Genomic DNA, 12235 nt, shown 5'->3' on the forward strand with positions numbered 1-12235 from the left:
TCAGATCCTTGCGGTTCCGATTTTCGCCGGTGCGTTTCGGCCTTTCGGCTTCTTCGCGGTTCCAACCTTACCAGATCCGCTTCGCGTTTCCGGCCCCTGTTGGAGCGGGGTTGCTTTCCGGTCCGGCCCTTTCGAGCTTTTCCTTCCGGCGCTTCCGACTTTACCAGATCCTCGTCCGCGTCCTGCTTCTCGAAAGTCGCAGTCGACTCGGATTTGTTTCCGATTCCCTGTCGGTGGGCCCGCCGTAAAGCTTCAGCTTTTGCTGGGCTTTTCGGCGTGACCACCACTTTAGCGGCTTCCCTTGATTGCTCATAATCGGCGTCGACCAGGTCGGACCGAAACAGCCGGAGCCTGATTTTCGACATCGCGAAAATGACCCGGTTGAGGGAGTCGTTCGAAGTGATGGTTGTGCCGCCTGCGGCGTGCGCCCATAGCGCTGCCCGTCTCAAGCGGCTCGGGCTACGTTACGGGCATGCTACGGCGGAGTCAAGCAGCCCTGGTCCGGCGCTTCCGCGGCACGTGCGCGCGGTACGGGCTGACCGTCGGGTCGCCCTCGATCCAGAAGCGCCAGGGGTGGGTCGCGCCCTCGCCGCCGACGCCTGTGCGCGGGCCGTTCCGTATCCGGCCCCGGTCCGCAGGCGTGCCCGTCAGGACGGAGAGCGGCGCTTCGGGGCCCGCACACACGTCCGTGCCGTTCAGCTGCCGGTCGATGGCGAGGCCGGTGGCCAGCCGGGCAGGTCCTTGGGCCAGTTCAGTGGTGCGGCGGGACTTCGGGCGGCGCTCCGCCACCTGGTCCGTGCCGGAGAGCACCTCGCCGGCGCGGAGCAGGACACCGCTCGCGTAGCCGTCGGGGCCGCAGACCAGGTTGAGGCTGAACCACATGCCGTAGATGAAGTACACGTACGCGTGACCGGGCGGACCGAACATCGATGCGTTCCGCTCCGTGCGGCCGCGGTAGGCGTGCGAGCCGGGGTCGTTCTCACCGTCGTACGCCTCGACCTCCGTGAGGCGCAGCTCGACGGGGCCCTCCGGCGTGTTGCGCACCAGAGTGCGGCCGAGCAGGTCGGGAGCTACTTCGAGTACGGGGCGGTCGAAGAATGTCCGCGGGAGCGGCATTCGTGTGGCTTCGGAGGTCATGCGTTCCCAGGGTAGTGGACCTCCGCGCGTTTCTTATGGGGTGCCGGTGTGGCCCGTGAGCACCGCGTCTTGGCAGGGTGTGGGCATGCGGCGGCCGGCCGCCGGGGGAACCGCCGTACGCCGTTTCGCGTTCGTAGGGGGCGAACCCGGACCGGGCGGGCTCGTCGCGGCCGGAGAACTACGGACATCAGGCGCGTGCCTGGGGAGGACGATCAATGGGGTTCAAGAAGCTGCTGGCGAGTCTGGGTGCGGGGGGCGCGTCCGTGGAGACGGTGCTCTTCGAGGAGAACGTCGTGCCCGGCGGCGTCGTGCAGGGTGAGGTGCGCATCCAGGGCGGGTCGGTCGCGCAGCAGATCGAGGGCCTGTCGGTCGGTCTGCAGGCCCGGGTCGAGGTCGAGGGGCAGGACCAGGAGTACAAGCAGGACATCGAGTTCACCCGGCAGAAGCTGGGTGGCGCCTTCGAGGTGCAGGCCGGCGCCACGCACACCGTGCCGTTCGGGCTGGAGATTCCGTGGGAGACGCCGGTCACGATGTTCCTCGGGCAGCACCTGCACGGGATGAACGTCGGCGTCACCACGGAGCTGGCGATCGCCCGTGCGGTCGACTCGGGTGACCTCGATCCGGTGAACGTGCACCCGCTGCCGGCGCAGCAGGCGATCCTGGACGCCTTCGGGCAGCTCGGGTTCCGCTTCAAGAGTGCGGACCTGGAGCGCGGGCACATTCGGGGCACGCGGCAGAAGCTGCCCTTCTACCAGGAGATCGAGTTCTTCGCGCCGCAGCAGTACCGGGGCCTGAACCAGGTCGAGCTGTCCTTCGTGGCGGACGACCGGGCGATGGACGTCGTCCTGGAGATGGACAAGAAGCCGGGGCTGTTCACCGAGGGCAGCGACACCTACCGCGCCTTCGAGGTCGGGCTGCACGACTTCCAGAACACGGACTGGGCGGCGTACCTGAACCAGTGGCTGGCCGAGGTCGGCGGCAAGCGCAACTGGTTCTGAGCCGCGGCGGCCGCGGCGTACCGATGTCCGGCGCGCGGGCATGAGTTCCCGCCGGGCCGGGCACCGGTTTCGTCGCGAAGAGGTTCTAACCTGGCCGGACGGTCTCCGAACGCGATCAGGAGGTGTCGAAGTGTCCGAGCAGAAGCGCCGGCCGCTCCCGCACGACTTTCATCCGCAGGTGCCCTCGTTCACGGTGGTGAGCGACGATCTGCAGGAGGGCGGGACGCTGGCGGACGCCCAGGTGTTCAGCGCGGGGAACACCTCGCCGCACCTGCGGTGGGAGGGTGCCCCGGAGGGCACCGGAAGCTACGCCGTCACCTGCTTCGACCCGGACGCGCCGACCGGCAGCGGTTTCTGGCACTGGTCGGTGTTCGACATCCCGGCGTCGGTGACGGAGCTGCCTGCCGGTGCGGGCTCCGGTGACATGAAGGGCCTGCCCGAGGGCGCGGTCCACGTACGCAACGACTACGGGACGCGGGACTTCGGGGGCGCTGCGCCGCCGCCCGGTGACGGCCCGCACCGGTACGTCTTCACGGTGTACGCGGTGGACCAGGAGAAGCTCGGTCCGGACGCGGACGCCTCGCCCGCCGTGGTGGGCTTCAACCTGCGGTTCCACACGCTGGGCCGGGCCCAGCTGATCGGCGAGTACGAGATCCCCGCCGAGGGGTGACGCGGGCTCGTCCGTAATTCCGTTGCGCCCCGGCGCCCCGGATCGCACAGTGGTGTTCGGCCGACGGTTGCCACATGGCCGTCGGGCAGTCGGCACCGCAGTGGCGGGGGCGGCGGGGCGCAGGTGTGTCGCCCGCCGTCTGCCGGAGTCCGCTTCGTGTCGGATGTCCGCGCCGGCTGCCGTGGGCGCTCCGGGTCTCTGTCACGGGGGACGAGGCCCGGAGCGTCCTCTTGCTTTTCCTTCTTCCCGCGCCACTCCCTCGCCGCTCACTCCCTTCACCTCTCCCCTCGTCTCTCCCCTCGCCTCACGTCTCCCTTCCCGGTTCGCCGTTCGTTCGTTTTCCGCTCACCCGTCATCTCCTTTGCGGCATACGGAAATTGCGTTGTCCAGGGGATCACTGGAACTGCACAGTGGAGCCACTTCGCCGAGCGGCGGACGGATGCGGGAGGTGGTCGGGATGCGCGAGACGCTGGTCCTCAATGCAAGCTTCGAGCCGCTGTCGACGGTGTCGCTGCGGCGTGCGGTGGTGCTGGTCATGCAGGACAAGGCCGTGGTCGAGCAGGCCCACCCGGGGCTCCGTCTCCGGGCCGCTTCGCTGGAGCTTCCGGTGCCGCAGGTGATCAGGCTCAGCAGGTACGTACGGGTGCCGTTCCGAAGACAGGCGCCGTGGTCGCGGCGGGGTGTGCTGGTGCGGGACCAGCACCGCTGCGCGTACTGCGGGCGGCGTGCGACGACGGTGGACCACGTGGTGCCGCGGGCGCACGGTGGCGGTGACACCTGGCTGAATACGGTCGCCTCGTGTGCCGAGGACAACCACCGCAAGGCGGACCGTACGCCGGAGCAGGCGGGGATGGAGCTGCTGAAGCGGCCGTTCGTGCCGACGCCGGCGGACGCGATGCTGGCGGCGCTGGGCGGGTCCGCTCGGGAGGAGCTGCCGGACTGGCTGGTGCAGACGGCGTAGCGCCGGCGCACTGGTGCATGCGTGGGGGTGCGGGGAGACCCGCACCCCCTTCGTCGTGCGCGTACTGCCCGGCTCCGTCGTCCATGTACTGCCCGCCTCCGTCGTCCGCGTACTACCCGGACTCCGCCGCCCGCGTACCGCCCGGCCTCGTCGTTCGTGCGCTGCTCAGCGCAGCAGCAGCTGCGCGATGGCCACGAGGCCGACGGCGACGATGACGCCGCGCAGGACGGTGGGCGGCAGCCGGCGGCCGATCTTCGCGCCGATCTGGCCGCCGAGCGCGGAGCCGACGGCGATCAGGACGACGGCGGTCCAGTCGAAGTCGGCGACGAAGAGGAAGAAGATCGCGGCGACGCCGTTGACGAACAACACGAGCACGTTCTTGAGGCCGTTGATGCGCTGCAGGTCCTCGTCGAGCAGCAGGCCCATCAGGGAGATGTACAGGACGCCCTGGGCGGCGCCGAAGTAGCCGCCGTAGGCGCTGGCGAGCAGCAGCCCGACCAGGAGGCCGAGGCCGCCGTCGCGGTGCGGGGTGGTGCCGTTGCGGGCGCGGCGGGCCTTGACCGCGGCGGAGAGCCGGGGCTGCAGGACGACGAGGACGAGCGCGACGGCGATGAGTGCGGGCACGATCGCGTCGAAGGCGTCGGAGGGCAGGGCGAGCAGCAGGACGGCGCCGGTCAGGCCGCCTACGAGGGCGGCGCCGCCGAAGCGGACGACGCGGCGGCGCTGGCCGCGCAGCTCGCGCCGGTAGCCGATGGCGCCGCTGATGGTGCCCGGTACGAGGCCGAGGTTGTTGGAGACGTTGGCGGTGATGGGCGGCAGGCCGACGCCGAGCAGTACGGGGAAGGTGATGAGGGTCCCGGACCCGACGACGGCGTTGATGGCGCCCGCGCCCATCCCGGCGGCGAGGACGGCGAGCGCTTCCCAGACGGTCATGCCGAACCCCTGGCGCGTGATCGATGCGTCATGAACCGATCATGCAACAGGGGCGCGGTGGGTGTGCTGTGGGACCACGGTCCGAGACGGCCGCGGTGGGGCGTCAGTCGATCGGCGGCTGCTGGCGGGGCGGGGCCGCCGGGGCGGCGGGGGCGCCGCCGCCCGGGGTGAAGCTGTTGATGGCGCCGCCCAGGCCCTTGAGCGCGTCGCCGATCTCGCTGGGCACGATCCAGAGCTTGTTGGCGTCGCCCTCGGCGATCTTCGGGAGCATCTGGAGGTACTGGTAGGAGAGCAGCTTCTGGTCCGGGTCACCGGCGTGGATGGACTCGAAGACCGTACGGATCGCCTGGGCCTCACCCTCGGCGCGCAGGGCCGCGGCCTTGGCCTCACCTTCGGCGCGCAGGATGGCGGACTGCTTCTCACCCTCGGCGCGGAGGATCTCGGACTGCCGGACACCCTCGGCCTGGAGGATCGCGGCGCGCTTGTCACGGTCGGCGCGCATCTGCTTCTCCATCGAGTCCTGGATGGAGGTCGGCGGCTCGATGGCCTTGAGCTCGACGCGGTTGACGCGGATGCCCCACTTGCCGGTGGCCTCGTCCAGGACGCCGCGGAGCGCCGCGTTGATCTCCTCGCGGGAGGTCAGGGTGCGCTCCAGGTCCATGCCGCCGATGATGTTGCGGAGCGTGGTGACGGTGAGCTGCTCGATCGCCTGGATGTAGCTGGCGACCTCGTACGTCGCGGCGCGCGCGTCGGTCACCTGGTAGTAGATGACCGTGTCGATGTTCACGACCAGGTTGTCCTGGGTGATGACCGGCTGCGGCGGGAACGGGACGACCTGTTCACGCAGGTCGATGCGGTTCCGGATGGAGTCGATGAACGGCACGACGATGTTCAGGCCCGCGTTCAGGGTGCGGGTGTAGCGGCCGAACCGCTCCACGATGGCGGCGCTGGCCTGCGGAATGACCTGGATCGTCTTGATGAGTGCGACGAACACCAGCACCACCAGGATGATCAGGACGATGATGATCGGTTCCACAGTGGCTCCCCGTGTCCCTTTCGTAGCTGTCGGCCGGTCCCGCCCGGCGTGTCGGTGATCGAGTCTTTCAGAGACTCACCCTTCGTGCAGGCCATTCTCCGGGCCCGCACGGGTCAGTTGATCAAGGCCGTCACATCACGACGGCAGTTGCTCCCTCGATGTCCACGACGTCCACTTTCTGTCCTGGCTCGTAGACCTGCCCCTCGTCCAGCGCGCGTGCGGACCAGACCTCGCCGTTCAGCTTGATCCGCCCCCCGCCGGAGCTGTCTACCCGCTCCAGGACGGTGGCCTGGCGGCCTTTCAGGGCGTCGACGCCGGAGGCCATGCCGGGCCGCCTGGAGCGGGCGCGGTTGGCGATCGGGCGGACGACGGCGACCAGCGCGACCGAGACGGCAGCGAAGACGATGACCTGCATCACCGTGCCGCCGCCGAGGGCGGCCACCACGGCACCGGCCACAGCGCCGACCGCGAACATCCCGAATTCGGGCATCGCGGTGACGACGAGAGGAATACCCAGCCCTACGGCGGCGATGAGCCACCACACCCATGCATCCACGGTGTCATGGTAGATCGGCGGACGGCATCGCGGACAGGGTGCGATCGATCGCGGCCGGATCGTGCGGGGCTTTTCGGCCCCGACCGCGCGCCGGGGCCCTACGCCACGTCAACCGTCAGGCGAGCGGCAGGCCTTGGGCCGTCCAGCGGTCGCCGTTGCGCTCGACGACCAGCGGGAGGCCGAAGCAGCGCGAGAGGTTGCTGGAGGTCAGCTCCAGGTCGATGGGGCCGGCGGCGAGCACCTTGCCCTGACGGATCATCAGGACGTGGGTGAAGCCCGGCGCGATCTCCTCGACGTGGTGCGTAACCATGATCATCGACGGCGCGAACGGGTCACGGGCGAGCCTGCCGAGCCGGCGTACGAGGTCCTCGCGGCCGCCGAGGTCCAGGCCCGCGGCCGGCTCGTCCAGCAGGAGCAGTTCGGGGTCGGTCATCATCGCGCGGGCGATGAGGGTCCGCTTGCGCTCGCCCTCGGAGAGGGTGCCGAACTTCCGGTCGAGGTACGGGGTCATGCCCAGCCGGTCGAGGAAGGCGCGGGCGCGCTGCTCGTCGACCTCGTCGTAGTGCTCCTGCCAGGTGGCGGTCATGCCGTACGCGGCGGTGAGCACGGTCTGCAGCACGGTCTGGCGGCGCGGCAGCTTGTCGGCGAGCGCGATGCCGGCCATGCCGATGCGCGGCCGGAGGTCGAAGACGTCGACCTTGCCGAGGGTCTCGCCCAGGATCGTGCTGGTCCCCGTGGTCGGGAAGACGTAGCTGGAGGCGACGTTCAGGAGGGTGGTCTTGCCGGCGCCGTTCGGGCCCAGGATCACCCAGCGCTCTCCCTCCTTCACCGACCAGGAGACCTGGTCCACCAGAGCCCGGCCCTCGCGGACCACGGATACGTCCACCAGCTCCAGAACATCGCTCATGAGCGCGTTGTCTCCCATTGCATCTCGGTCCTCGCGTGCACCTGTAGGCGCAGCCCCCCTGCAAACCTACGCCACCCATTGTCAGTGCCTGTCCTTAGGCTGGGTCCATGCTCGATGAACCTCGCTCAGGACGGTTGGCCGCGTGGGGAAATGCCCTTTTGGCCGGGCTTGTCCCACCTGATGATGCAGCAACGCGAATCGCGGAGGGTGACGCGGTGCACCGTGTCGCCGGGCTGCCCGGCGAATCGAGGCCGGTGGGGCTGACGCTCGCGCTGGGCCGGCTGCGGGCGCTGGGCGCGACCGGTCTGCGGGTGGCGCTGCCGGTGCCGGGCCACCCCCTGGGGCTGAGCGGACCGCCGGAGTTCAATGCGCGGGCGCTGGCGGCGGAGGAGGCGGTGACCGCCTGCGGGGTGGCGCTGGGGCTGGTGCCGGAGGTGTACGAGGCCGGGCCCGAGGGCGATGTGCACGTCGAGGTCGTATGGCAGTGCATGGCCATCCGGGACGCGCCGCCGGCCGACGTGCCCTCGCTGGGCGAGGCGGAGCGGGAGCTGGCGCAGGCGCTGCGGGAGGCGACGGAGCTGCTGGCGAAGCTGGACGTGGCCGGATCCGGACCGGTCGCCCAGGCGGCGCTGGACGCGTACCGGGCACGTGCGGAAGCCGGCCGGCAGCTGCTGGCCCCCGGGTACCCGCCGCGGGCCGTGCGGGTGCTGGAGCTGGCGCAGAAGGTGGGGGCGCTGATCGGCATCGCCCAGGGATCCGGCGGGGACGAGCACGGTGCGGCCGTCAGCTCCTCACAGATCGCGGCGCGGGCGGAAGCGCTCCGTCCGGTGGAGCGGACGGCCCGGCGGGCCCAGGTGGCGGCGTACAACGCGTTCGTGGAGGAGCGGATGACCCCGTAGGGGCCGGTTTCTCCGACGGGAGCCGTGGGCCTGCGTACGCGGCCGGGTGCGGCGCCGCGGGGGCTGCTCGCGCAGTTCCCCGCGCCCCTGAGGCGGCGGCTACGCGCCGCGGCCTGCCCGGTCGGACGGCCGGGTACGCCACCGTCCTGGTTGCTCGCGCAGTTCCCCGCGCCCGTTGCAGGGGCGCTACGTGCCCACTCCGTGGCGGACTGCCCAGAGGGCGGCCTGGGTGCGGTCTGCGAGGTCCAGCTTCATGAGGATGTTGGAGACGTGGGTCTTGACGGTCTTCTCGGAGAGGACCAGGGCCCGGGCGATCTCGCGGTTGGAGCGGCCGTCCGCTATCAGGGCCAGCACCTCGCGCTCGCGCTCGGTGAGGGAGCCGCCGCGGCCCTGTCCGTTGCCCGCCTCCTCCTGGCTGAGCAGCGCGTCGGCCACCTCCGGCTGCAGCAGGACGTGCCCGGCGTGCACGGACCGGATGGCGCCGGCCAGCGCTTCGGGGTCGATGTCCTTGTAGACGTAGCCGGCGGCGCCCGCCCGGAGCGCCGGGATCACGGTCCGCTGCTCGGTGAAGCTGGTCACGATCAGCACCCGGGCCGGGCTGCGCTGCTCGCGCAGCAGCCGCAGCGCCTCCACGCCGTCCATGCCGGGCATCTTGATGTCCATCAGGACGACGTCGGGCCTCAGACGCTCGGCCGCGGCGACGCCCTCCTCGCCGTCGGCGGCCTCGCCGACGACCTCGATGTCGTCCTGGACCTCCAGGAACGTGCGCAGGCCCCGCCGCACGACCTGGTGGTCGTCGACGAGCAGCACCTTGATGGGGCCGCCGAGCGAGCCCCTGTCTCCGTCAGCCACCGGGGACCTCCATCTCGACAGCGGTGCCCTTGCCGGGCGCCGATTCCACCGTGAGCGTGCCACCGACGCCGCTCGCCCGGTCCCGCATCGACACCAGACCCAGATGGCGTCCGGCCCGGCGGACGGCGCCGGGATCGAAGCCGCGGCCGTCGTCGGCGACCCGCAGCACGACCCCTTGCCGATGGCGTACGAGAGTCACGTCGACACGCTGGGCGTCGGCGTGCCGCAGCGCGTTGTGCAGCGCTTCCTGCGCCACCCGCAGCAGCGCTTCCTCCTGGGCCGCGGGCAGCGCCCGTAGCCCGTGTGCGGCGAAGGTGACCTTGGCGCTGTGCGCGCGGTCCAGGACCTGTACCTGGGTACGGAGCGTGGCGATGAGGCCGTCCTCGTCCAGGGCCGCCGGCCGCAGCTCCACGACGGCGGCGCGCAGCTCGTCGGCGGCCTCCGCGGCGAGCCGGGTGACCTGCTGCAGCTCGTCCTTGGCGCGGACCGGGTCGCGGTCGACGAGCGCGGTGGCGGCCTGCGCGGTCAGCCGCAGCGAGAAGAGCTTCTGGGAGACGGCGTCGTGCAGCTCGTGCGCCAGCCGCGCCCGCTCCCCCGCGATGGTCAGCTCCCGGCTGCGCTCGTAGAGCCGGGCGTTGGTCAGGGCGATGGCGGCGTGCTGGGCGAGCATGCCGAGCAGCGCCTCGTCCTCGGCGGTGAAGTTGCAGCCGCCGGTCGGCCGCGGGCACCGCTTGTTGGCGAGGAAGATCGCGCCGAGGATCTCGTCGCCGTCGGCCACCGGCATGCCCAGGAAGTCCGCCATGTCGGGGTGGGCGGCGGGCCAGCCTTCGAAGCGGGGGTCCTTGCGGACGTCGCCGAGGCGCTCCGGGGTGGCGTTCCGGAGCATCGCGGCGAGGATGCCGTGCTGGCGGGGCAGCGGGCCGATGGCCTTCCACTGCTCCTCGCTCACCCCGTCCACGACGAACTGCGCGAAGCCGCCGTGGTCGTCCGGCACGCCGAGCGCCGCGTACTCGGCGTCCAGCAGCTCGCGGGCCGAGGCGACGATCGTCTTGAGTACGTCGCGCACCTCCAGGTGCCGGCTCATGGCGAGGATCGCGCTGCTCACCGCGGCGAGCCCGGCACCCCGCTCCGCCCCTGGTCCCTTGGTCATGCACTCACGGTACCGGCGGCCCGTACCGTCCGTATCCGTCCGCGGCGGGGCCCGCGCCGGGCCCCGGGACGTAGGTCGGAGGTCCCGGTGCCGAGCGCCGGGCCGGGCGGGTGCGTCCGCTCCGGGTACGGGGACCATGGCCACCCCGGGAGCGGGACTTTCTGCTCCCCTATATATAGGGGGAAAGAAAAGGTGGTGTTCAGCGGTCGCCCGAGCGGGCACCCGGGCGCCTTTTCACGGCCGCCGGAGCGGGCCCGCAGAAGGCGGTCTTTCGCGGCCGGCCGGAACGGGCCACACTCCCGGCCATGACGACTTCTCCGAAAAGCTGGTCCCCCGTCCACGGCGAGCCGTACCGCCCCGTCCCCTATCGGCCCGCGCGGATACCGGCCGCGGAATCCCTGGCGCGCGCCGCCGAGCTGCGGGAGCGGATGGCGGAGCGCCGTACGGTGCGGCGTTTCGCGCCCGATCCGGTTCCCGAGCAGTTGGTCAGGGACGCCATTGCGTGCGCCGCCACCGCGCCTTCCGGTGCGCATCAGCAGCCCTGGACATTCGTCCTGGTCAAAGATCCGGAAGTACGGCAGCGCATTCGGGCGGCAGCGGAGGCCGAGGAGCGCCTCTCGTACGACGGGCGGCTGGGCGAGGAGTGGCTGACGGCGCTGCGGCCGCTGGGTACCGACGAGGTCAAGCCGCACCTGACCGACGCGCCGCACCTGATCGTGGTCTTCCAGCAGCGCTACTGGCTGGGCCCCGACGGCGCCAGGCGCAAGCACTACTACGTGGACGAATCGGTGGGGATCGCGGTCGGCATGCTGCTGTCGGCGCTCCACCTGTCGGGCCTGGCGGCGCTGGTGCACACCCCCAGCCCGATGGGCTTCCTGCGGGAGGAGCTGGGGCGGCCGGTGAACGAGAAGGCGTTCGCGGTGATCCCGGTGGGATACCCCACCGCGGACTGCGAGGTGCCGGATCTGGTGCGGAAAACGCTGGCTCAGGTTCTGGTGGAGCGCTGACGCTCACGGTCCGTGCCGCCGCAATGACATAACGCCATACGGCCTCCCTAAACATGTGAGCCCGCACATAGGGCGTACATCACTTACGAAGCAGGTTAGTGGGGTACGAATGCGGGGATTCGTGGGAGTTGATCCGAGACACCCCTTGAACTGAGCGCCGCCGGATGCATTTCGGCGGCCCCCGGTTCCACTAAACAGCTTCGTACGTCACATGATTGCAGGGTCAAATTCCGACCGCTAACAATGGCTGACGTCGCCCGGCGCCGTGGAAAAGGATCTCGGCGTTACCGCGCCAATCCGGCCCACGCGACGTCCCCCATTCGAAGAGGTTTCTTTCCGCATGCCCCTGCACGCCATTCCTGGCTACAGCCGCCTGAACCGGAATCACAAGCTCTCCGCCGCTGCCGTGGCTGCCGGCGGTGCCGCCGCCGTCGTCTTCTCCGTCGTTCCGGGTTCGGCCAACGCCGAGCCGGCGCACAACGCCGCGTCGGCTCAGAACGTGAAGCCCGTCGCCTACCACGTGGTCGACGACTCCTCGGCCTACAGCCTGGTCGACAACGCCGCCGCCAAGGCCCAGAACGCCGAGCTGACCCAGAGCAGCACCCGCGCCGCCGACCAGGCCGGTGCCGAGGCCTTCGCCGCGAAGAAGCAGGCCGAGGGTGACGCCAAGGCCGCCGCCCAGGCCAAGGCCAAGGCTGCCGCCGACGCGGCCGCCCGGGCCAAGGAGGACGCCAAGAACCAGCGCACGACGCAGGCCGCGAGCCGGTCCAGCGAGCGCAAGCCGGTCACCTACGCCAACAACCTCGACGGCTGGATCCGTGAGTCCCTCTCGATCATGAAGAAGAACGGGATCCCCGGCTCCTACGAGGGCATCAAGCGCAACGTCATGCGTGAGTCCGGCGGTAACCCGCGCGCGATCAACAACTGGGACGTCAACGCCCAGATGGGTATCCCGTCCAAGGGTCTGCTCCAGGTCATCCAGCCGACCTTCGAGCAGTACCACGTGGCCGGCACCGCGAACGACCTGTACGACCCGGTCGCCAACATCGTCGCCGCCTGCAACTACGCGGCCGACAAGTACGGCTCGATGGACAACGTCGACTCGGCGTACTGAGCCACCTCGGCGCGC

The 12235-nt window shown here is 70.6% G+C and carries 14 protein-coding genes; 6 read left to right on the forward strand and 8 right to left on the reverse strand.

The window, feature by feature from the left end:
* Together IF20_RS40100 and IF20_RS28515 are read right to left on the reverse strand one after the other, a co-directional pair.
* Positions 1-449, reverse strand: a 449-nt coding sequence (locus IF20_RS40100) for a hypothetical protein (RefSeq protein ID WP_234426853.1), incomplete at its 3' end; no start/stop codon positions are given.
* Between the two features lie 37 nt (positions 450-486).
* Positions 487-1137, reverse strand: a complete 651-nt coding sequence (locus IF20_RS28515) for a DNA-3-methyladenine glycosylase (RefSeq protein ID WP_052868241.1) — start codon at positions 1135-1137, stop codon at positions 487-489.
* Between the two features lie 215 nt (positions 1138-1352).
* Here IF20_RS28515 and IF20_RS28520 point away from each other — a divergent pair, with 215 nt between their 5' ends.
* From IF20_RS28520 to IF20_RS28530, 3 genes are all read left to right on the forward strand, one after another.
* The gene (locus tag IF20_RS28520; RefSeq protein ID WP_052868242.1) at positions 1353-2135 is read left to right on the forward strand and encodes a sporulation protein; all 783 of its coding nucleotides are present in this window, start codon (positions 1353-1355) and stop codon (positions 2133-2135) included.
* Between the two features lie 130 nt (positions 2136-2265).
* Positions 2266-2805: a YbhB/YbcL family Raf kinase inhibitor-like protein gene (locus IF20_RS28525; protein WP_052868243.1), complete on the forward strand. Its 540-nt coding sequence runs from the start codon at positions 2266-2268 to the stop codon at positions 2803-2805.
* Positions 2806-3262: 457 nt separating this feature from the next.
* Positions 3263-3766 carry an HNH endonuclease gene (locus IF20_RS28530; RefSeq protein ID WP_052868340.1) on the forward strand — a complete coding sequence of 168 codons (504 nt, stop codon included), beginning with the start codon at positions 3263-3265 and terminating at the stop codon, positions 3764-3766.
* Positions 3767-3931: 165 nt separating this feature from the next.
* Here IF20_RS28530 and IF20_RS28535 read toward each other — a convergent pair whose 3' ends face one another.
* From IF20_RS28535 to IF20_RS28550, 4 genes are all read right to left on the reverse strand, one after another.
* Positions 3932-4699, reverse strand: a complete 768-nt coding sequence (locus IF20_RS28535) for a sulfite exporter TauE/SafE family protein (RefSeq protein ID WP_052868244.1) — start codon at positions 4697-4699, stop codon at positions 3932-3934.
* Between the two features lie 103 nt (positions 4700-4802).
* Positions 4803-5735 (reverse strand): SPFH domain-containing protein, encoded by a 933-nt coding sequence (locus IF20_RS28540; protein WP_052868245.1) that lies wholly within the window; start codon positions 5733-5735, stop codon positions 4803-4805.
* Positions 5736-5865: 130 nt separating this feature from the next.
* Entirely contained in the window at positions 5866-6279 is a 414-nt protein-coding gene (locus tag IF20_RS28545; RefSeq protein ID WP_052868246.1) for an NfeD family protein, read from the reverse strand.
* Between the two features lie 127 nt (positions 6280-6406).
* Positions 6407-7216, reverse strand: a complete 810-nt coding sequence (locus tag IF20_RS28550; protein ID WP_052868247.1) for an ABC transporter ATP-binding protein — start codon at positions 7214-7216, stop codon at positions 6407-6409.
* Positions 7217-7305: 89 nt separating this feature from the next.
* Between IF20_RS28550 and IF20_RS28555 the strand changes: the two genes are divergently transcribed.
* Complete coding sequence (locus IF20_RS28555; protein WP_052868248.1) at positions 7306-8097, forward strand: hypothetical protein; 792 nt, start codon at positions 7306-7308, stop codon at positions 8095-8097.
* A gap of 186 nt (positions 8098-8283) precedes the next feature.
* Here IF20_RS28555 and IF20_RS28560 read toward each other — a convergent pair whose 3' ends face one another.
* Positions 8284-8949, reverse strand: a complete 666-nt coding sequence (locus tag IF20_RS28560; RefSeq protein WP_052868249.1) for a response regulator — start codon at positions 8947-8949, stop codon at positions 8284-8286.
* Positions 8942-10099, reverse strand: coding sequence for a GAF domain-containing sensor histidine kinase (locus IF20_RS28565; protein WP_052868250.1), 1158 nt, complete (start codon positions 10097-10099; stop codon positions 8942-8944). The genes IF20_RS28560 and IF20_RS28565 overlap by 8 nt, the downstream gene beginning before the upstream one ends.
* Before the next feature lie 305 nt (positions 10100-10404).
* Here IF20_RS28565 and IF20_RS28570 point away from each other — a divergent pair, with 305 nt between their 5' ends.
* Together IF20_RS28570 and IF20_RS28575 are read left to right on the forward strand one after the other, a co-directional pair.
* On the forward strand, positions 10405-11106 hold the full coding sequence (locus tag IF20_RS28570; protein WP_052868251.1) for a nitroreductase family protein: 702 nt from the start codon (positions 10405-10407) through the stop codon (positions 11104-11106).
* A 340-nt stretch (positions 11107-11446) separates the two neighbouring features.
* Positions 11447-12220 (forward strand): transglycosylase SLT domain-containing protein, encoded by a 774-nt coding sequence (locus tag IF20_RS28575; protein WP_052868252.1) that lies wholly within the window; start codon positions 11447-11449, stop codon positions 12218-12220.
* The last annotated feature ends 15 nt before the right edge of the window (positions 12221-12235 follow it).

The organism is Streptomyces niger (assembly GCF_000718305.1).
Lineage (GTDB): Bacteria > Actinomycetota > Actinomycetes > Streptomycetales > Streptomycetaceae > Streptomyces > Streptomyces niger.